The following is a 19979-nucleotide window of genomic DNA, read 5'->3' on the forward strand; positions in this document are numbered from 1 at the left end:
CGATGACCGTTTTAACTTCCACGCTTCCCCTGGCCACGCCTCGGCGCGCCAGGCTGGGGCTGACGCTGTTCATTCTCGCTCTGCTGCTGGCGCCCTGGGTTGCGGGCGCCGCCGGCGGCAACTACTGGGTGCGCGTCGTCGACTTCGCGCTGCTGTACCTGATGCTGGCGCTCGGGCTGAACATCGTGGTGGGCATGACCGGCTTGCTGGACATGGGCTTTATCGCTTTTTACGCCGTTGGCGCCTATCTGGCCGCGCTGCTGTCGTCACCGCATCTGACGCAGCAGTTCCCGCTGCTGCTGCAGTGGTTCCCCGACGGGCTTCATCTGTCGATGCTGTGGCTGATCCCGCTGGCGGCGCTGCTGGCGGCCGTGTGCGGCATTCTGCTTGGCGCGCCGACGCTGCGGCTGCGCGGCGACTATCTGGCGATCGTCACGCTCGGTTTCGGCGAGATCGTACGTATTTTGATGCGCAATCTCGATCGCCCGGTCAACCTCACCAACGGCCCCAAAGGCATTTCCGGCATCGACCCGGTCAGCCTGTTCGGCCTGAAGTTTTCCGGCATGCATGAATGGTTCGGCGTGCGTTTCTCCGGCCTGTACCTCTATTACTACCTGTTCGCCGCCCTGCTGCTGGCGATCCTGTTTATCAGCCTGCGGCTGCAAAATTCGCGCATCGGCCGCGCGTGGACGGCGATCCGCGATGACGAGGACGCCGCGCGGGCGATGGGCATCAACACCCGCAACTTCAAGCTGCTGGCCTTTGCCATCGGCGCCACCTTCGGCGGCGTGGCCGGCGCGCTGTTCGCCGCGTTTCAGTGCTTCGTGTCGCCGGAATCGTTCACCCTGCAGGAATCGATCGCCGTCCTGGCGATGGTGGTGCTCGGCGGCATGGGGCACATCCCCGGGGTGATCCTGGGCGCGCTGCTGCTGGCCGCCCTGCCGGAGCTGCTGCGCAGCAGCATGGGGCCACTGCAGCAGGCGCTGTTCGGCCAGGTGCTGATCGACCCGGAAATCATTCGCCAACTGTTTTACGGCATGGCGCTGATCCTGGTGATGCTGTATCGCCCGGCGGGCCTGTGGCCGGCACGCCATATAAGGGGGAACGCCGCATGACGCCTTTGCTCGCTTTAAATCACGTCAGCAAACGCTTCGGCGGCCTGACGGCGGTGGATGACGTCAGCATGAGCATCCGCCAGGGGGAAATCTATGGCCTGATCGGGCCGAACGGCGCCGGTAAGACCACCTGCTTCAATCTGATCACCGGTCTGTATCGCGCCGACGCGGGCGAATTCCGCCTGTCGGGCCAGCGCTATAGGCCCCAGGCGATCGATAAAGTGGCGCAGGCCGGCATCGCCCGCACCTTCCAGAACCTGCGGCTGTTCAACGAAATGAGCGTGCTGGAAAACGTGATGGTCGGCTGCCACGTGCGCACCCGCAACGGCCTGTGGGCGGCGATCGCCCGCCACCGCCGCGCCAGGGAGGAGGAACAGGCGGTGCGCGATAAGTCCCATGCGCTGCTGGAGTACGTCGGCATCGGCCAATTCGCCCATTACCGCGCCGGCGATCTCGCCTATGGTCATCAGCGCCGCCTGGAGATCGCCCGCGCGCTGGCGACCGAACCCCGGCTGCTGGCGCTGGACGAACCGGCGGCCGGCATGAACGCCGGAGAAAAAGTGGCGCTGCGCGAGCTGCTGCTGCGCATTCGCGACAGCGGCAAAACGCTGCTGTTGATCGAACACGACGTCAAGCTGGTGATGGGTCTGTGCGATCGCCTGACGGTGCTGGACTACGGCAAAGCGATCGCCGAAGGCGAACCGGCGCAGGTTCGGCGTGAACCGGCGGTCATTCAGGCCTATCTGGGAGGTGGCGCGCATGTCTGAAGCCCTGCTGAGCGTTAAACGACTCAAAGTGTCCTACGGCGGCATTCATGCGGTCAAAGGCATCGATTTTACGGTCAACGCCGGCGAACAGGTCACGCTGATCGGCGCCAACGGCGCGGGCAAGACCTCCAGCCTGCGGGCGCTGACCGGGCTGCAACCGTTCGAGGGCGACATCCTGTTCGACGGCCGTTCGATTCGCGGCATGGCGCCGCACCGCTTGCTGCAACAGGGGCTGGTGATGGTGCCGGAAGGTCGCGGCATTTTCACCCGCCTGACGGTGCGAGAAAACCTGCAGCTGGGCGCCTATGCGCGGCGTGACAAACCGGCGGTACGGCACGATTTCGAACGAGTATGCGCCACCTTCCCGCGCCTGAACGAGCGCCTGAACCAACCAGCCGGGCTGCTTTCGGGCGGCGAGCAGCAGATGGTGGCGATGGGCCGTGCGCTGCTCAGCCGCCCGCGCCTGTTGATACTGGACGAGCCGTCGATGGGGCTGGCGCCGATTGTGGTGGAAGCCATTTTTTCGGTCATCAAACAGCTGGCACGTGACGGCGTCACGCTATTGCTGGTCGAGCAAAACGCCCGCCTGGCGCTGGAATCCACCGATCGCGCCTATGTGCTGGACAGCGGCAGCCTGAGCCACAGCGGCCGCTCCGCCGACATGCTGGACGATGAAAAAATCAAACAGATCTATTTGGGTGAATAACCGTTGTTACCTTTAACCGCACCAGGAGTATGACATGCAGCAGAACTTTCGCATCAAGCCGTTGGCGCTGGCCGCCATGACGATGATCCTGAGCCTCCCGGCGCTGGCGGACGACACCGTGCTGATCGGCCTGGCCGGGCCGCTGACCGGCCCTTCCGCGCGCATCGGCAAAGATCTCGAAAACGGCGCGCGGCTGGCGATCGCCGACGCCAACGCGCAAAAGCCGACGTTGAACGGCAAACCGGTCACCTTCAAATTGCTGTCCGAGGACGATCAGTCCGATCCGCGCACCGCCGTAGCCGTCGCGCAGCGTTTGGTCGACGAAGGCGTCGCCGGCGTGGTCGGCCACTGGAACACCGGCACCAGCATCCCGGCGGCGCGCATCTATCACGACGCCGGCATCGCCCAGGTGGCGCCGGTCGCCACCGGCCACGGCTACACGCAACAAGGCTTTGACACCAGCTTCCGCGTGATGGGCCATGACGACGACGGCGGCAACTATGCCGGGCAGTATGCGGTGAAAACGCTGAAAGCCCAGCGCATCGCGGTGATCGACGATCGCACCGCCTTCGGCCAGGGCCTGGCGGACGAGTTCATCAAATCGCTGCAGGCCCAGGGCGTGCAGCCGGTCACCCGCGAATACGTCGACGACAAGACCGTCGATTTCAGCGCCGTGCTGACCACCGTGCGCAGCAAAAACGCCGATCTGATCTTCTTCGGCGGCGTGGACTCCCAGGCGGCACCGCTGGCGCGCAAACTGAAACAGCTGGGCATGAACGCGCAGCTGATGGGCGCAGGCGGCTTTGTCAGCCAGACCTTCCTGACGCTGGCGCAGCGTGAAGGCGAAGGCGTCGTCGCGCTGGAGCCGGGGCTGCCGCTGGAACAGATGCCGGGCGGCAAGGCGTTTGAACAAGCCTACCGCGACCGTTACCACACCCACATCGAACTGCATGCGCCCTTCGCCTACGACGCCACCCGGGTGCTGATCGCCGCCATCGAACAGGCCGGCTCGGCCAATCCGGCCGATTACCTGCCGAAACTGCGCGCCATCCATTATCAGGGCGTGACCGGCGCCATCGCCTTCGATGCGCAGGGCAACCTGCAACAGCCGAGCTTCACCCTGTACCGGGTAGTGGACGGCAAATGGCAGCCGCAAACCGTGTTGGGCGGCGCCAAACCACAATAAATCAAGAGGAGCAAGGCGATGAGCTGTGCAAACAACGAGTTGGGCATTTTGGCCCGCAGAAAGATCGAAGCGGAGATCATCAAACCGATCTACCAGATCCTGGTGCGTGAAATCGGCAAGGCGCGCGCTCAGGCGGTGATCGGCGAAGCCATCGAGAATGCCGCCATCGAGGCGGGCAAACGGTTCGCCGCACAGGAACCGAACGGCGCGGATCTGCGCAGCTTCGCCGCCTTGCAGTACCTGTGGGAAAAAGACGACGCGCTGCGCGTTGAGGTGATCAACCAGGACGAACAGCACTTCGACTATAACGTCACCCGCTGCCGCTACGCCGAGATGTACCACGAGATGGGGCTGGGGGAAATCGGCCACCTGCTCTCCTGCGCGCGCGACAGCCAGTTTATCGTCGGCTATGCGCCGGAGGTCGAGCTGCAGCGCAGCCAAACCATCATGTCCGGCGCCCCCTGCTGCGATTTCCGCTACACCGCCAAAACGCCGGGAGAAGAGCAATGACGTATCGGGTCAACGGCGAGCGCCTGTGGCAAAGCCTGCACGCGATGGCGCAGTTCGGCGCCATCGCCGACAACGGCGTCACCCGCCTGGCGCTCAGCGAAGAGGATCGCCAGGCGCGCGACCAGCTGCGCCTGTGGGCACTGGAGGCCGGTTGCAGCGTGCGCGTCGATCGAATGGGCAACATGTTCCTGCGCCGTGAAGGCGCGCGGCCCGAGCTGGCGCCGGTGGTCACCGGTTCTCACGGCGACTCGCAGCCCCGCGGTGGCCGTTTCGACGGTATCTACGGCGTGCTGGCCGGATTGGAGGTGATTCGCAGCCTTAACGATCGGCAGATCGTCACCGAACGCGCGATTGAAGTGATCAACTGGACCAACGAAGAAGGCGCTCGCTTCGCGCCGGCGATGATCGCCTCCGGCGTGTTCGCCGGGGTCTTCGAGCTGGAATACGGTCTGACGCGCCGCGACGAGCACGGCGTCAGCCTCGGCGACGCGCTGGAACGCATCGGCTACGCCGGCGAACACCCAGTGGGCGGCACGCCGATCCATGCCGCCTTCGAGCTGCACATCGAACAGGGGCCGATTCTGGAAGCGGAGCACCTCGACATCGGCGTGGTAACCGCCGCACAGGGGCAGCGCTGGTACGAGCTGGAGGTCGTCGGCTTCAGCGCCCACGCCGGCACCACGCCGATGGATCGCCGCCGCGACGCCCTGCTGGGCTTCACCGAGCTGGTGACGGCGGTCAACCGCATCGGCTGGGATTTCGCGCCCGACGCGCGCGCCACGGTGGGCATGGCGCAAATTACCCCCAATTCACGCAACGTGGTGCCGGGCCGGGTCTTTTTCAGCGTCGAATTCCGCCATCCGCAGGAGTCAATTCTGGAACAGATGGAGCAGCGCCTGCTGGCGGCGGTAAACCACGTCAACGGCGGCGGCCTGACCGCTCGCGCCGAGCGCATTTTCCAGTATCCCCCGATCGCTTTTGATCGGGGCTGCATCGACAGCGTACGTCATGCCGCGCAAGCGTTGGGCTACCGCCATCGTGACATGATTTCCGGCGCCGGCCACGATGCCTGTTACCTTAACCGCGTCGCCCCAACCGCCATGATTTTCATTCCCTGCGTGGACGGCATCAGCCACAACGAGCGGGAAGACATCACCCCCGCCTGGGCAACCGCCGGCGCCGACGTGTTGCTGAACGCCCTGCTGGCGCACGCCGGCGCCTGATCCCCGCCCCGGTTTTCGCCGGGGCAAAAAATATTCAACAAAACGGTTGAATATTAGCCCGCCTGTTCTATATTCAACCATATGGTTGAATTATCTTCCTCACAGCTGGACGCCATTTTTCATGCGCTGGCCGACCCGACCCGCCGCTCGATGTTGCGCGCGCTGGCCGGCGGTGAGCGCAGCATCGGCGAACTGGCCGCGCCGCTGCAGATGTCGTTCGCCGGCGCCTCCAAGCACGTGAAAGCACTGGAACATGCGGGCCTGGTGCAACGCACCGTGCAAGGAAGAAACCATATCTGCCGGCTCGAACCCGAGCCTATGGCGCAGGCCATGCACTGGCTGCAAACCTATGAACATTTCTGGACTGAACGGCTGGATGCGCTCGAACAGGCGCTGCTGCAGCCCGAACAGCTTCCTCCCAAGGAGTGAACCATGAATGATTACGGCATGATTATCGAACCCGGTACGCTGCGCATCCAGCGGCTGCTGCCCGGCCCCATCGAGCGGGTGTGGGCTTACCTGACCGAATCCGACAAGCGCGCCACCTGGCTGGCGGCCGGCGCCATGACGTTGGAGAACGGCGCGCCGCTGGAGCTGGAATTTCGCAACTCCGATCTGGCGGGCGAGCACGAACCCCCGCCGGCCAAGTACAAACAGCACGGCGGCTGCGTCAGCAACCGCGGCCACATCACCTGCCTGTTCCCGCCGCGCCTGCTGAGCTTTACCTGGGCCGAACAGGATCAGGGCCGCCCTTCCGAGGTGACCTTCGAACTGACGGAACAGGGAAGCGCCGTGCTGCTGACGGTCACCCACCGGCGCTTGGCCAACCGCGACGAGATGCTCAGCGTCGCCGGCGGCTGGCACACCCATCTGGATATCCTGCAGGATCGCCTGCACGATCGGGCGCCGCAGCCGTTCTGGAGCACCCATGCCCGGCTGGAAGAAGAGTACCGCGCCCGCCTGTAACTACGACTCGTCCCTGCGCCTGAACGCCAGATAACCGGCGATCAGCGTAAAACTGCCGACCAGCAACACCAGCAGGATAAAACCGTGGTGATTGCTGGCCAGCGGGATCCCCCCCACGTTCATGCCGAAGAAACCGGCGACGATATTGATCGGCAGCGCCAGCACGGTGATTACCGTCAGCGTGTAGAGCGTGCGGTTATTCTGCTCCATCAGCTTGGCGCCCAGCTCCTCCTGCAGCAGCCGGATGCGTTCGGTCAGGCTGGCGAGATCGTTCAACACCACGGTGAACTCTTCGGTAAACTGCCGCAGATCCTGCACCACCTCACGGCTCAGCCAGGTCGGCGGCCGGTTCAACAGGCGAAACAGCGCGGCCGGTTCGGGCGCCAACAGGCGCTGAAAGCGCAGCAGCATGCGGCGCATGCGCCCCAGCTCGGTGCGATTGCGTTTGACGCGGCGCGTCAGCAGGCGATCCTCGATGGTATCGACATACTGGTTGGCCTGCCGCACCACCTGCTCCAGCACGTCCTCCTGCTCTTCCAGCAGGTGCGCCAGCAGTTCGGTAGACGAGGCCAGCTGCAGCGCCGTCAGGCGGCCGAGCAGCCGTTCAATCAGCCGCACCGGTTTATGGCGCACGGTCACCACCAGCCCGCGGCAGCAATAGAGCCACAGCGTCGCCGTTTCCGGGTTGCTGTCCTCGGGGTGGAAGATCACATCGTTGAGCACTGCGAACAGATCGTCGCCCTGGCGCTCAATGCGCGTGGTGTGCGAACCGTGGCGAATCTCGTGGAAGAAAAAATCGGAAATGGCGAAATGATTTTTCAACCACTTCTCCGCCGCCGCGTGGTTGAGATTGAGGTGCAGCCAGATAAAACCGTCGCCGGGCGGCAACGTCTGATAGGCCTGGCAGACCTGCTGCGAGTTCAGGCGCCTCGGCGGCTCACCGGAACGAAACACATGGCCGTAGATCAGCCCGGTCACTTCATCATCAAAATCCAGCTTGTGCATCTTTTCCGCTAACCGTTGCACCATAACGCCCTATCCTGCCTGTTGCCGTTAACCCAAGACCGTCCCCGCTGTTATAACAATCTTTATTTATCGGCGTTAATGATTTTCGCCGTTCCCGATGATTAATATTTTCGTCATAAAAAAGCCACATTCATTCAGAATACTTTTCAGGCGACAGCTACCGCATCCAATCCTCTCAGGAAGGTCATTATGAGCGATAACAGCGCCGTTCAACCGGACATGCCGGCCGCCTCCAGCCTGCCCAAACTGCATCAAAAGAACAGTCGACTCACTGTTCTTTTTTTTGTGTTCTTATTAATTCTGGGGATCGCGTTCGCCGGGGTGAACTTATTTAACGACGTCAGCGACGCCGGCGCCGTCTATACCAGTTACGTTCCGTTTTTATTATTGGGGCTGGCGCTATTGATTGCGCTGGGCTTTGAATTCGTCAACGGCTTCCACGATACCGCCAATGCGGTCGCGACGGTGATTTACACCCACTCGCTTTCGCCGATGATCGCCGTGGTGTGGTCCGGTTTCTTCAACTTTCTCGGCGTGTTGCTCTCCAGCGGCGTGGTGGCCTTCGGCATCATTTCGCTGCTGCCGGTCGAGCTGATCCTGCAGGCCGGCACCGGCAACGGTTTCGCCATGGTGTACGCCCTGCTGTTCTCCGCCATCATCTGGAACCTCGGCACCTGGTGGCTCGGGCTGCCCGCCTCGTCGTCGCATACGCTGATCGGCTCGATTATCGGCGTCGGCGTAGCCAACGCCCTGATCCACGGCCGTACCGGCACCAGCGGCGTGGACTGGGGCCAGGCGATCAAGGTGGGCTACGCGCTGCTGCTGTCGCCGGTGATCGGCTTCGTGTTCGCCGGCCTGCTGCTGCTGGCGCTGAAGCTGTTCGTCAAGAACCGCCAGCTGTACAGCGCCCCTAAGGGCAATACCCCGCCGCCGCTGTGGATCCGCGGGCTGCTGATCCTCACCTGCACCGGCGTTTCCTTCGCCCATGGTTCCAACGACGGCCAGAAAGGCATGGGCCTTATCATGCTGATCCTGGTGGGCACCATGCCGATCGCCTACGCCCTGAACCGTTCGATGCCGCCGGAGCAGATTCCCCGGGTGGCGGCGCTGGCGGAGGTGACCCAAAACCAGCTGCTGCGCCAGTTCCCGGCCGGCGGCCAAACGCCGCCGCGCGAGGTGCTGACCGGCTATGTGCGCACCAGCAAGCTGACGCCGGAGGTGGTGCCGGCGTTGGCGCAGCTGGCCGGCGCGATCGGCGATCAAATCCGTCAGTACGGCTCGGTCGACAAGATCCCGGCGCAGGCGGTGTCGAACACCCGCAACGACATGTATCTGGCGTCCGAGACCATCAAGCACCTGAAGGCAGAGCATCAGCTGCAGATCAATCCTGACGCGCAGCGCAACCTCGACGCGCTGAAGGGCGAACTCGACAACGCCACCCGCTTCATTCCCTTCTGGGTGAAGGTGGTGGTGGCGATTGCGCTGGGGCTCGGCACCATGGTCGGCTGGCGCCGCATCGTGGTGACGGTGGGCGAAAAGATCGGTAAATCGCACCTGACCTACGCCCAGGGCGCCAGCGCCGAACTGGTGGCGATGACCACCATCGGCGCGGCCGACGCCTTCGGCTTGCCGGTTTCGACCACGCACGTCCTGTCGTCCGGCATCGCCGGCACCATGGCCGCCAACCGCTCCGGGCTGCAGATGGCCACCCTGCGCAATCTGCTGATGGCCTGGGTGCTAACCCTGCCGGCCTCGGTGCTGCTGTCGGCGGTGCTGTACTGGATCTTCAACCATTTCTAACACCGGGCCGATACGGAGAAAATCTGATGACCATGCATGAAGTCAACCGCGATGACGGTTTCAACCAGCGCCTGCTGCAAGAGTTTTACGACAGCTACGACGAAGAGCTGGAAATGGAGCTGGACGACCTGCGCTTCGACGCGGCAGAAGTCGACAGCGACGCGAAGAAAGCCTGGCGCAAGCAATACTTCCGCGAGTTGCTGCGCCTGCAGGGCGAGCTGGTGAAGCTGCAGGATTGGGTGATGCGCACCGGCCACCGGCTGGTGATCATCTTCGAAGGCCGCGACGCCGCCGGCAAGGGCGGCGTGATCAAGCGCATCACCCAGCGCCTCAACCCGCGCACCTGCCGCGTGGCGGCGCTGCCGGCGCCGAACGATCGCGAACGCACCCAGTGGTATTTTCAGCGTTATATCGCACATCTGCCGGCCGCCGGCGAAATGGTGCTGTTCGACCGCAGCTGGTATAACCGCGCCGGCGTGGAGCGCGTGATGGGCTTTTGCAACGACGAAGAGTATGAGGAGTTTTTCCGCAGCGTGCCGGAATTCGAAAAAATGCTGACGCGCAGCGGTATCCAAATCGTCAAATACTGGTTTTCAATCACCGATGAGGAGCAGGAGCTGCGTTTCCTCAGCCGCATTCACGATCCGCTCAAGCAGTGGAAGCTCAGCCCAATGGATCTGGAAAGCCGCCGCCGCTGGGAAGACTACACCGAGGCCAAAGAAATCATGTTAGCGCGCACTAACATTGCCGAAGCACCCTGGTGGGTGGTTCAGGGCGTCGACAAGAAAAAGGCCCGCCTGAACTGCATCACCCACCTGTTGCAGCAGGTGCCTTATGAGGAAGCCGAAGGCAACGTCATCACGCTGCCGCAGCGCAAACGCAGCCCGGAATACCACCGTAGCCCGGTGCCGGACAACATGGTGGTGCCGGAAATCTACTGACCTTAGCGCAGAGAGGCGGCTACCGCTTCTCTGCGCTAATACAACGCTTTGATTTCTCTCACGCTAAGGGGCTAAACCCCATGTTAAAGTGGTTGCTTTCCATTTTGACAGGAGTCTTCCATGCGCCAGCGCATCATTGTCTGCCCGCTGATTGAAAACGATAACGCCTTCCTGCTGTGCAAAATGGCGGCGCACAAGGGCGTGTTCCCCGGCCAGTGGGCGCTGTCCGGCGGCGGCGTCGAGCCGGGTGAACAGATAGAACAGGCACTGCGGCGCGAAGTGCGCGAAGAGCTGGGCGCCGCGCTGATCCTCGACAGCATCACGCCCTGGACCTTCCGCGACGATGTGCGCATCAAAACCTACGCCGACGGCAGCCGGGAGCAAATCTACATGATTTACCTGATTTTCGACTGCCATGCCGCCAACCGCGACGTGACGATCAACGACGAGTTCGACGACTACGCCTGGGTGCCGCGCGAGCGTCTCGCGGACTACGATTTGAACGAGGCCACCCGCTTCACGCTGCAACAAAAGGGATTGTTGTAACAGTTTGAGCGATTATCGCCCTATTTTCTTCACATTTGCCGGGCAGACTCTTTTGATATTTTTTAATCACTTAGGGTCACTATTGCCGCCGTTATGCTTTTATCTCTCGCTTTTCTCCGTCTGCCCGCCCGGCGCTTCGGCGCCGCCCTCCTGTTCAGCCTGCTGTTCGTTTTGGCGCCCGTGCATGCCGCTGCGCCGCCGCTGGTGCTGAACGCCAAATCGGTGCTGGTCGTCAATCAACGCACCGGAAAGACGCTCTATCAGAAGCAGCCGAACCGCGTGCTGCCGATCGCCTCGCTCACCAAGCTGATGACCGCCATGGTCGCCCTGGACAGCAAACGCCCGATGGGCAGCAGGCTGAAAGTCACCGCCGCCGATCGCGATCTGCTGAAGAAAACCCACTCGCGCCTGACCATCGGCTCGGTGCTCAGCCGCCGCGACATGCTGCACATCGCCCTGATGTCTTCGGAGAACCGCGCCGCTGCGGCGCTGAGCCGCAGCTATCCCGGCGGACGCAAGGCCTTCGTGGCGAAAATGAATCAGAAAGCGCGCGCCATCGGTATGAAACGCGCACGCTTCTACGATCCGACCGGGCTGACGCCGCGCAATGTGGCGACCGCCAACGATCTGCTGAAGATGGTCAATCACGCCTATCGCTATCAATCGATTCGCCGCTTCAGCACCGACAAGCAGCAGATCGTGCGTCCTGGCCGAGGCCAGTTGGTCTACCGCAGTTCCAACGGTCTGATCAACAACCCAGCCTGGAAGATCCAGCTGCAGAAAACCGGCTTTACCGACGAGGCCGGCCACTGCCTGGTGATGCGCACCACCATCAAAGGGCAGCCGGTGGTGATGATCCTGCTCGGCGCGCAGTCGCGCTACGGCCACTACCGTGACGCCATTCGTCTGAAGGCCTGGCTCGAAGGATAATATCGCGGCGCTTTACCGATCTGCGCATATCCAAATTCGTTTTGGATCAATGGAATATCCTATCGCCAATCAGTATTAAGGCGCGCGCCGCCCGCATGGTATTTGTCAGGCATATCTGATGAGGAAAGGAGCGGGAAAATGGCTTATGCCTTGAGCATATTGGAAAAGAGTCCGATCGCCGACGGGGAAAGCGCCGCCCAGGCGCTGGCGCGCACGCTGCATCTGGCGCAACAGGCGGAACGCTGGGGCTATCGGCGTTTCTGGCTGGCGGAGCACCACAACACGCCGCAGCTCGCCTGCCCGTCGCCGGAAGTGCTGATCGGCTACCTGCTCGGCCAGACGTCGCGCATTCGCATCGGCTCCGGCGGCGTGATGCTGCAACACTACAGCGCCTACAAGGTGGCCGAAAACTTTAACCTGCTGGCGGCGTTGGCGCCGGGGCGCGTCGATCTCGGGGTGGGCAAAGCGCCCGGCGGGCTGCCGCTCGCCACCCAGGCGCTGCAGGCCGCCCATGACCGGCAACACAAACCGGCTTTCCCGCAGCAGCTGTCGCAGCTGACCGCCTATCTGAACGACGACGCCGAGCCCGGCCTGAGCGCCACGCCGCTGCCGCCGCACGGCGCTCAGCGCTTCCTGCTCGGCGCCAGCAAAGAGAGTGCGGCACTGGCGGCCGAATCCGGCTGGATTTTCGTGTTCGCCGCGCATCTGAACGGCAATCCGCAAGATATCAGCGCAGCGCTGGCGCACTACGCCGCACACAGCGGCGGCCGCAAGGCGCTGCTGGCGGTAGCGGCGATCGCGGCGCCAAGCGCGGAACAGGCCGCGGCGCTGGCGGCGGATATACAGCAATACCGCGTCCACGTCGCCGGTGAGCAGAGCGTGACCGTCGGCAGCCTGGCGCAGGCCGAGAGTTTCGTGCAGCAGGCCGGCGCCACCGACTACCGCATCGAACCGCGGGAAAGCCATATCCTGCTCGGCACTGCGCCGCAGGTGCATCAGCAACTGGCGCAGCTGCAGCAGCGGTACGGCGTGGACGAGTTCATCATCGACACGCCGATCGGCGAACCGAGCGCCCGGCTCACCTCACTGCAGCTGCTGGCGGAGGAGAGCCTGACGCCGGCCTAGTTGATCGCCGCGCTGGCCCGCATGGCGTCGGCCAGATCCTGCGCCAGAGGCGCCAGTTGCGCCGGCGCCACGTTGGCCAGGCTGACGCGGATCGCAGGATCGCTCTTCAGACGAAAAGGCTCGCCGCCCTGCACCAGCCACCCCCGCTGCGCCATCAGCTGCGCAGCGGCGGTTTCCGACCGCACCGGCAACCACAGGTGCAGCCCTTCACCTACCGCCAGCGCCGTGTGATTCAGCGCGTTGAGCCGTTGCACCAGTTCATCCCTTCTGGCCTGATACGCCTGCTGCGCCCGCTGCAGCTGCCCTTCCTGCAAAGCCTGCCCCCACAGTCTGGCGGCGATCTGCTGCAAGATATGGCTGACCCAGCGCTCGCTGATGTACTGATCGGCGCGCATTGCCTGCAGCAACGTCGGGTTGCCGCAGGCCAGCGCGATGCGCAAATCCGGGCTGAGAAACTTGCTCAGCGACAGCACGTACAGCCCGCGATCGCCATCGAACGGCAGATGCAGCGGCTGCTGCGACAGCGGCCCCCAGAAGTCGTCGACGATCGCCAGACACTGCGGATTCGCGCTGAGAAAACGCCGCCACTGCTGCGCGCGTTGCGCAGAAAGCGAGGCGCCGGTCGGATTGTGGGCGCGCGGCGTCAGGATCACCGCGCCCGCCGCTCCGCTTTCCGGCAACCGACACCCCTGTTCATCCATCGCCAGCGGCAGCGGCCGCAGACGCAGGTGGCGCAGCAGCGTCAATAGCGGCGGCCAGCAGGGATCTTCCACCCACACCGCCGCGCCCGGCTGCATATGGCAGCGCAGCGCCTTTTCCATCGCGTCCAGCGCGCCGGAGAACACCGCCGGTTCCCCCAGCGTGACGCCCTGGCGGCCGAGCCACTCGCGCCCCAGGCCGGTCAATACCGGCAGATCGCCGCTGATGTCATAACCGTTTTGCTGCGGGAACGCCTCCGCCGCGCCCAGCGCCAACGCCGGCAACAATGCGGCATCGAGATTGCCGCTGGCCAGATCGCACATCCCCGCCGGCACCTGGCGCGGCGCATAGGCCGCACTCACCGCCGCCAGCGGCGGCTCCAGCACCACCGTTCCCGCCCGCCCGCGCGTCGCCACCAGACCGGCATCGCGCAATCGGGCGTATGCGCTGGCGACGGTATTCGGATTGACCTCCAGCTCCGCCGCCAGCTGGCGTACCGGCGGCAACAGCTCGCCCGGCCGCAGCGCTCCGTCTTTGATGCGTGCGGCGATCTGCTCGGCAATCTGGACAGCGCCGCCGCCTTTTGCATACAATGAAGTCATACATAAATCCTTTTGTACTAGTTCAAAACAGATTAACAGCTTCCGCGGCCAAAAGTAAGGGGTTCCATGGATAAACATTACGTGCTCGACATTCAGTATGCAGGAAAAGCCTTTGCCCGCCTGCAGATGTTCACGCCCTGGGCGGCCGATCAGCTGGAGCAGGCTTGCGCGCTGTTCCCGGCCGCGCAGGGTTATCAGGTGCAGCTCAGCCAGGTCAGCGAACGCCGCATCGTCTACCAGAGCGGCGCGCAAGGCATCGCGGTGCTGGGCGAGTCGCTGGCGCTGACGCCGTTCACCCACGCTCACGAGGTTAAACAATGAAAAAAGCCGTCGCCATTCGACACGTCAATTTTGAAAACCTGGGCATCCTCGGTTCCCTGCTCTCGCTGCGCGGCTATCAGATCGACTATTACGATGCCGGCCGCGATGATATTCGTGCTATCAATAATGAAGAGACCGATCTGTTGGTGGTGCTCGGCGGGCCGATCAGCGCCGCCCAACACTTTTCCGGCGCGCAGCGCTATGATTTTCTCGACCATGAATTGGCGCTGGTCAAACAGCGGCTGGCGCAGCGGCGGCCGACCCTTGGGGTGTGTCTCGGCGCGCAGGTGATCGCCCAGGCGCTGGGCGCCGACGTGATCTCGCTCGGCGTCAAAGAGATCGGTTTCGCCCCGCTGACCACGCTCACGGCGCAAGACGACTCGGTGCTGGCGCCGCTGGCCGATACGCCGGTGCTGCATTGGCACGGTGATATGTTCATGATCCCGGAGGGCGCCCGCTGCCTGGCCGGCACGGCGGTTTGCCCGCATCAGGCCTTCGACTATCAGGGGTTCGCGCTCGGGCTGCAGTTCCATCTGGAGGCGGATCATCGCGATATCGAACGCTGGCTGATTGGCCATGCCTGCGAACTGGAACTGGCCGGCATCGCGCCCCAGAGCCTGCGCGAACAGGCGGCGCGCCACGGCGCACAGCTGGAACAGCGCGCGCGGCAGGTGTTCGCCCGCTGGCTGGATAATAACGAACCAAGGATGTAACTCATGCAACAGACTTCACCCTTGCGATCACCGTCCATCGACGTGATCAGCATTCAATCTCAGGTGGTCTACGGCAGCGTCGGCAACGGCATCGCCTACCGCGCCCTGCTGAAAAAAGGGCTGGAAGCGCTGCAGGTGCCCAGCGTGCTGTTCGGCTGCCCGCCCTATTACGGCAAGCCGCACGGCGGCATCATCTCCGGCGAGTGGTTCGGCGGCTTTCTCGACGATCTGATCGCCCGCGGCGTGATGAAGCGCGCCCGGGCGGTGATCGTCGGCTATCTAGGCGACGTGATGCAGTGCCATATTCTGGCCAACTGGCTGCAGCGGGTGCGCGCCCTCAATCCGCAGATAAAGATCTATATCGATCCGGTGATGGGCGATTACGGTGAAGGGATCTACGTGGATGAGCGCATCGTCAACTGCTATCGCTCACCGTTCCTGCGGCTGGCCAACGGCCTGACGCCGAACGGTTTCGAACTGGAGCAGCTGTGCGGCCGGCAACTGAGCAGCCAAGAGCAGACGCAGCACGCCGCGCAGGCGCTGTTGAACGACACCACCGAATGGGTGCTGGTCACCAGCGCGCCGGGCGTGGCGCAGCACGAAGACGAAGTGGGATTGATGCTGGTCACCCGGCAGGAAACGCAGTGCTTTACCCATCCGAAGGTCAAATCGGCGGTCAAAGGCACCGGCGATCTGTTCGCCGCACTGCTGGTGAGCCATCTGCTGCACGGCGCCGCGCTTGACGCGGCCGTGGTCGCCGCCGGCGGCGAAGTGTGCGACGTGCTGGCCGAAGCGGCGCATTTCGGTTGGGAAGAGATCGGCAGCCTGCGGGCGTTACAGCCGTAAGGCCAGTGGAGAGTCAGGGGCAGCGTGCCGCCCCTGATAAATATCAGCGTTTTTTCTTTTTGTTGAAATCCAGCTCGAAGGCGAACACCGCGCTTTGAATTTTGCGCTCCATCGCCAGCCCCAGCTTGAGGAAACGGCACGACAGGCGCGAGAAGTGCACCACCTGATCGTTATCGTCGGTTTCCTGATCGTCGTTGACTACCACCAGCTCCATGTTGACCTTGAAGCTGCCGTAGCTGCCCAAATCCAACTCCGCTTTCTTGAACTGCAGGCCCGGCTGGAAGAAATCCGGCAGCGGGCCGTCGAAACGCAAACCGACGCCGCCGGCGGACAGATCGTGGATCCGCAGCTCATAAGGCGTGCCGTTCGGGTATTCGCCGGTACAGAAGAATTGGCGCCAGTGCGGCGTGGTGATGCGGAACTGGCGACGGCGCTGGATGTAGACCAACTCCTGCGGCAGCCGGGTCGAGCAGGCCTGGACGCCCTGATGTTCGGTCAGCTCCGCCTGGCCGACGGAAAACTCGATTTTGGCGTCGTTGCTTTCAATCACGATGGTGCAGGCGCCGTCGATGGCGTTTTCCGCTTCCTCACCGCTAAACACGATATTGTCCGGCCCGACGCTCAATAACAGACTTTGAAACCGGTGCTGCTGATTTTCTACGCGCAGCGGCGTGCGTTGTTTGCAAATTTCACGCAGAATCGCCAGAACTTCAAAACGCTCCCGTTTGATAAACAGTCCGTTATCGCTGTGCTCCACACGTCTCTCCTGACTTTTTTTCTAATGACGTATTACGTATTCCTTACGGTTATCATCTCTGGGAATATTCCTAAAGTCAAATTTGCCAGCGCTGCCAGGCCTGCGGCAGCAGGCGTGCGAAACGTTTCGCCCACGCCTGTTGCCCACGTTCGTCGGCGATCAGATCCTGGCGGATTTCGATGCCGACATAAGGCAAACCGCGGCGTTCCGCATGGACCGGCAACGTGTAGTCGGTGGCGTCGGTCATTGCATAGGGTTCGTTGATCCCCACCTGCAAATCTCCCTCTTCGCGCAGCAGCTCGGCCAGCAGATGGGCAAATTCCGGGTAGCGGTTAAACAGCAGCCCCACCTGCCAGGGGCGCGATGCCCCTTTGAACACCGGCGTGAAACTGTGCATGGCGATCACCGCCGTCGGCAGTTCGCGCAGTTGGCGTTGCCCCAGATGATCGTCGATGGCGTGGTGATACGGCAAAAACACCTCGCGCTCGCGCGCCAGCGCGTGCTCGGCGTCGATACCGATATTGCCGGGGATCGGCGTCAACTCGGACAAATGCGGGATCGAGCTGGCGATGCCGGGCGCCCGGTTGCAGTCGATCACCAGCCGTGAGTAACGCTGGTGGATCAGCGTGGCGTCCAATTGGCGGCTCAGATGGCGCGACACGCTCAGCGCGCCGATGTCCCAGCCGATGTGGCGTTCGATCTCCCCCGGCGGCAAACCGAGATCGCCGAGGGATTGCGGGATCGCCTTGCCGGCGTGATCGCACAGCAGCAAAAAGGGCGCTTTGCCGCGCGGGATTTCAACGGCGGCGGCAGAGGGTTCGTCGGCGGACAATAACGGCGGGATAAACGAGTGAGGCATGACGGGCTCCGGCGGTGGAAAGCAAAACGTTTATCGTAGCGCTATCCCGTCGCCGGCCCCAAGGTCGTGCTTAGATCAAAAAGGCATGAGTCAGACTGTAGTCATGCCGTCTCGGCTGGCTGCGGCTGGTGCACCGCGATATAACGCTGATAGCGCGACGGCTTGAGCCGCGTGGTATCCACCAGCACCAGCCCGTCGATGCAGTTGTTGAAAGCCGGATCGGTGCCGAAGTCGATAAACTGTACCCCGCCCGGCTCGCACAGTTCGGTGTACTGCTTGTACAGCGTCGGGATCGAGCAGCCGATATTGCTGAGCAGGCTCTTGAGCCGCACCAGATCTTCCTGGTAGTTATCCCCGGCAAACTGCGCCAGCACCTGCGGCAGCGACGCCGGATAAGGCCGGCGCGATTGCGCGAAAGCGTGGTCCGGCGAGAAATAGAGCCGATAGAAGGCGATCAGCAAATCGCGCGCCGCCAGCGGCATGCCGCCGGAGATCGACACCGGGCCGAACAGATAGCGATACTGCGGGTATTTCGCCAGGTAGGCGCCGATGCCCAGCCACAAATAGTCCAGCCCGCGCTTGCCCCAATAGGCCGGCTGAATGAAGCTGCGCCCCAGCTCGATGCCCTGCGCCAGGATCGGCTCCATATCGCGATCGTAGTGGAACAGGCTGTTGCTGTAGATGCTTTCCAGCCCTTTGCGCGCGATTTGTTCGGCGGTGGGGATAAAGCGATAGGCGCCGACGATCTCCAGCTCCTCCTCATCCCACAGCACCAGGTGGTAGTAATCGTCGTCATAGCTGTCCAGATCGCGGCGGCGGCCGGAGCCTTCTCCTACCGCGCGGAAGGCGATTTCGCGCAGACGCCCCAGTTCGCGCAGGATCGGCGTGCGCGCTTCGTCGTGGCGGCGATAGAGGTAGATGGTTTTACCGTCCGGCGTTACCCCCAACCGCTCGCAGTTCGCCAACGCCTTTTTCAGCTCCAGACGCTCTTCCGGCAGCGCGATCGGCGACTCGCTGGCGAACAGCCCCGGCTTGCCCTGGCCCAGGCGATACACGTGGCGGCGAAAACGCTCCGCCAGATCCTTGGCGCTGGTGTGGCCGTCGTGCCAGCTGGCGAACGGCACGCGGCCGCCGACGCGGATCTTGATGCGCCCGCCCCGCTGCTGGAACATTTCGCGCACCAGCAGCAGCGTCGACAGCGGCCGGTAGACCAGCGAGGTAAAGTAGAACAGGTTGCTGTTGCGCGCGCTGATGTGGATCGGCACGATCGGCGCCCGCGCCTTGGCGGCCAGGCGCAGAAAACCGGTATGCCAGTGGCCGTCGCGGATGCCTTTCGGGCTCATGCGCGACACTTCGCCGGCCGGGAACAGGATCAGTGCGCCCTGATTGTCCAGCTGCCGCTGCATGCCTTCAATCTGTTTGCGGCTGGTTTTATAAGCGACGTTATCCACCGGCACGAACAGGTTGCGCAGCGGTTCGATGTAGGTCAGCAGCTGGCTGGCCACCACTTTCACATCCGGGCGCACCGCCGCGACGGCGCGCAGCAGCACCAGGCCGTCGAGCGAGCCGATCGGGTGATTGGCCACCAGCACCACCGGCCCCTGGCTCGGGATGTTTTCCAGATCGCCGTCCACCAGCTCGCAGCTGAGGTTGAAGTAGTCCACCACCTGCTCGATCAGATCGAGACCTTTCAGGTGGGGATAGTCGGCGGCGAACTGTTTGAATTCTTTTTCGAAGAGAAGGGTTCTTAGCAGGCTGCGCTGCCAGGCAGGGGTATTGCGGTGTGGAAATGCATCTTGCAACAGAGAATCCAGGCTGAACATCGCGTTATCTCCTGACGTAGTCGCTGCAAACTTAAGCCAGAGCCGTGACTCTGACGTGTCAGTTACATGACAATAAAATGAATCCATCGACTATCAGGTATAGCAAAGTAATGGCGATTTGGGAGCGAAAGACGCATTTTCGTCCCCACTTGCCCTCACATCGGCGCCGGTAGCGGCGTACGCGGAACAGCACGGTTACGCGCGCCGGCATAAAAAAACAGTGAAAGCCCGGCGATTGTCGAATTACCGCTGCGGCTTTCGTCATCGGCAGACTGAATAAATAGACGCCGAGAATTGTCGACTGATAAATAACGAATTTGCCGTTTTCACTTTGCGTTGACACCGCTTTCGCTTGCCGCTCAATCGAAAGCAAAAATAAATATAACCAACTGATAGATATAAGTATTTTTAAAATAACCGATTGCATTTCAGCGTTTCGTTTGCTGTAATTCGCCATAACTAACTGAAAGCGTTCCGGTCGGTATCGCCGCGGCTTATTAAGCCGTGGTCGGGCACGG

The 19979-nt window shown here is 62.8% G+C and carries 22 protein-coding genes; 16 read left to right on the forward strand and 6 right to left on the reverse strand.

From position 1 onward, the window contains the following. Window positions 1–2: 2 nt before the first annotated feature. The 8 genes from ABTW55_RS24230 (at window position 3) to ABTW55_RS24265 (ending at window position 6473) form a co-directional block, all read left to right on the forward strand. The gene (locus ABTW55_RS24230; RefSeq protein ID WP_060421197.1) at window positions 3–1115 is read left to right on the forward strand and encodes an ABC transporter ATP-binding protein; all 1113 of its coding nucleotides are present in this window, start codon (window positions 3–5) and stop codon (window positions 1113–1115) included. Beyond that, window positions 1112–1882, forward strand: a complete 771-nt coding sequence (locus ABTW55_RS24235) for an ABC transporter ATP-binding protein (protein WP_033648404.1) — start codon at window positions 1112–1114, stop codon at window positions 1880–1882. The genes ABTW55_RS24230 and ABTW55_RS24235 overlap by 4 nt, the downstream gene beginning before the upstream one ends. Next, window positions 1875–2588 (forward strand): ABC transporter ATP-binding protein, encoded by a 714-nt coding sequence (locus tag ABTW55_RS24240; RefSeq protein ID WP_033648405.1) that lies wholly within the window; start codon window positions 1875–1877, stop codon window positions 2586–2588. The genes ABTW55_RS24235 and ABTW55_RS24240 overlap by 8 nt, the downstream gene beginning before the upstream one ends. 76 nt (window positions 2589–2664) lie before the next feature. Continuing rightward, on the forward strand, window positions 2665–3774 hold the full coding sequence (locus ABTW55_RS24245) for a branched-chain amino acid ABC transporter substrate-binding protein (protein ID WP_371514366.1): 1110 nt from the start codon (window positions 2665–2667) through the stop codon (window positions 3772–3774). Between the two features lie 18 nt (window positions 3775–3792). Further along, the gene (locus tag ABTW55_RS24250; protein WP_033634625.1) at window positions 3793–4284 is read left to right on the forward strand and encodes an L-2-amino-thiazoline-4-carboxylic acid hydrolase; all 492 of its coding nucleotides are present in this window, start codon (window positions 3793–3795) and stop codon (window positions 4282–4284) included. Further along, a complete protein-coding gene (locus ABTW55_RS24255) occupies window positions 4281–5507 on the forward strand; it encodes a Zn-dependent hydrolase (RefSeq protein WP_041035231.1) in 1227 nt (408 codons plus the stop codon). The genes ABTW55_RS24250 and ABTW55_RS24255 overlap by 4 nt, the downstream gene beginning before the upstream one ends. Before the next feature lie 81 nt (window positions 5508–5588). Next, window positions 5589–5936 (forward strand): helix-turn-helix transcriptional regulator, encoded by a 348-nt coding sequence (locus ABTW55_RS24260; RefSeq protein ID WP_004938187.1) that lies wholly within the window; start codon window positions 5589–5591, stop codon window positions 5934–5936. Between the two features lie 3 nt (window positions 5937–5939). After that, a complete protein-coding gene (locus ABTW55_RS24265) occupies window positions 5940–6473 on the forward strand; it encodes an SRPBCC family protein (RefSeq protein ID WP_033634628.1) in 534 nt (177 codons plus the stop codon). Here the strand turns inward: ABTW55_RS24265 and ABTW55_RS24270 are convergent, their stop codons facing one another. Further along, window positions 6474–7502: a transporter gene (locus ABTW55_RS24270; protein ID WP_033653089.1), complete on the reverse strand. Its 1029-nt coding sequence runs from the start codon at window positions 7500–7502 to the stop codon at window positions 6474–6476. Between the two features lie 186 nt (window positions 7503–7688). Here ABTW55_RS24270 and ABTW55_RS24275 point away from each other — a divergent pair, with 186 nt between their 5' ends. The 5 genes from ABTW55_RS24275 to ABTW55_RS24295 all read left to right on the forward strand — a co-directional run bounded on the left by ABTW55_RS24275 (window position 7689) and on the right by ABTW55_RS24295 (window position 12841). Beyond that, entirely contained in the window at window positions 7689–9299 is a 1611-nt protein-coding gene (locus ABTW55_RS24275; RefSeq protein ID WP_060421200.1) for an inorganic phosphate transporter, read from the forward strand. A gap of 26 nt (window positions 9300–9325) precedes the next feature. Further along, window positions 9326–10240 (forward strand): polyphosphate kinase 2, encoded by a 915-nt coding sequence (gene ppk2 / locus ABTW55_RS24280; RefSeq protein ID WP_033648410.1) that lies wholly within the window; start codon window positions 9326–9328, stop codon window positions 10238–10240. A 120-nt stretch (window positions 10241–10360) separates the two neighbouring features. After that, complete coding sequence (gene nudI / locus ABTW55_RS24285) at window positions 10361–10786, forward strand: nucleoside triphosphatase NudI (protein WP_033634632.1); 426 nt, start codon at window positions 10361–10363, stop codon at window positions 10784–10786. Between the two features lie 93 nt (window positions 10787–10879). Then, a complete protein-coding gene (gene pbpG, locus ABTW55_RS24290) occupies window positions 10880–11716 on the forward strand; it encodes a D-alanyl-D-alanine endopeptidase (protein WP_060387790.1) in 837 nt (278 codons plus the stop codon). A 138-nt stretch (window positions 11717–11854) separates the two neighbouring features. Then, a complete protein-coding gene (locus ABTW55_RS24295; protein ID WP_060421202.1) occupies window positions 11855–12841 on the forward strand; it encodes an MsnO8 family LLM class oxidoreductase in 987 nt (328 codons plus the stop codon). Here ABTW55_RS24295 and ABTW55_RS24300 read toward each other — a convergent pair. Continuing rightward, a complete protein-coding gene (locus tag ABTW55_RS24300; RefSeq protein WP_060421205.1) occupies window positions 12838–14142 on the reverse strand; it encodes an aminotransferase class I/II-fold pyridoxal phosphate-dependent enzyme in 1305 nt (434 codons plus the stop codon). The genes ABTW55_RS24295 and ABTW55_RS24300 overlap by 4 nt on opposite strands. 66 nt (window positions 14143–14208) lie before the next feature. Between ABTW55_RS24300 and ABTW55_RS24305 the strand changes: the two genes are divergently transcribed. The 3 genes from ABTW55_RS24305 to pdxY are packed head-to-tail and all read left to right on the forward strand — an operon-like array spanning window position 14209 to window position 16022. Continuing rightward, a complete protein-coding gene (locus ABTW55_RS24305; protein WP_033634636.1) occupies window positions 14209–14463 on the forward strand; it encodes a hypothetical protein in 255 nt (84 codons plus the stop codon). Beyond that, window positions 14460–15176, forward strand: a complete 717-nt coding sequence (locus tag ABTW55_RS24310) for a glutamine amidotransferase (protein WP_060421209.1) — start codon at window positions 14460–14462, stop codon at window positions 15174–15176. Before ABTW55_RS24305 ends, ABTW55_RS24310 begins: the two co-directional genes overlap by 4 nt. Window positions 15177–15179: 3 nt before the next feature. Further along, window positions 15180–16022, forward strand: coding sequence for a pyridoxal kinase (gene pdxY / locus ABTW55_RS24315; protein ID WP_060421212.1), 843 nt, complete (start codon window positions 15180–15182; stop codon window positions 16020–16022). Between the two features lie 43 nt (window positions 16023–16065). Here pdxY and ABTW55_RS24320 read toward each other — a convergent pair whose 3' ends face one another. The 4 genes from ABTW55_RS24320 to ABTW55_RS24335 form a co-directional block, all read right to left on the reverse strand. Further along, window positions 16066–16779: a flagellar brake protein gene (locus ABTW55_RS24320; RefSeq protein WP_033634639.1), complete on the reverse strand. Its 714-nt coding sequence runs from the start codon at window positions 16777–16779 to the stop codon at window positions 16066–16068. Between the two features lie 76 nt (window positions 16780–16855). Next, a complete protein-coding gene (locus ABTW55_RS24325) occupies window positions 16856–17638 on the reverse strand; it encodes an N-formylglutamate amidohydrolase (RefSeq protein ID WP_033634640.1) in 783 nt (260 codons plus the stop codon). Window positions 17639–17739: 101 nt separating this feature from the next. Continuing rightward, window positions 17740–19461 carry an ornithine lipid synthase OlsF gene (gene olsF / locus ABTW55_RS24330; RefSeq protein ID WP_033648417.1) on the reverse strand — a complete coding sequence of 574 codons (1722 nt, stop codon included), beginning with the start codon at window positions 19459–19461 and terminating at the stop codon, window positions 17740–17742. A 58-nt stretch (window positions 19462–19519) separates the two neighbouring features. Next, the gene (locus ABTW55_RS24335) at window positions 19520–19888 is read right to left on the reverse strand and encodes a hypothetical protein (protein ID WP_144335944.1); all 369 of its coding nucleotides are present in this window, start codon (window positions 19886–19888) and stop codon (window positions 19520–19522) included. Window positions 19889–19979: the final 91 nt, after the last annotated feature.

It is taken from the genome of Serratia sp. SM04, assembly GCF_040280225.1.
In the GTDB taxonomy this organism is placed as follows: Bacteria; Pseudomonadota; Gammaproteobacteria; order Enterobacterales; family Enterobacteriaceae; genus Serratia; species Serratia sarumanii.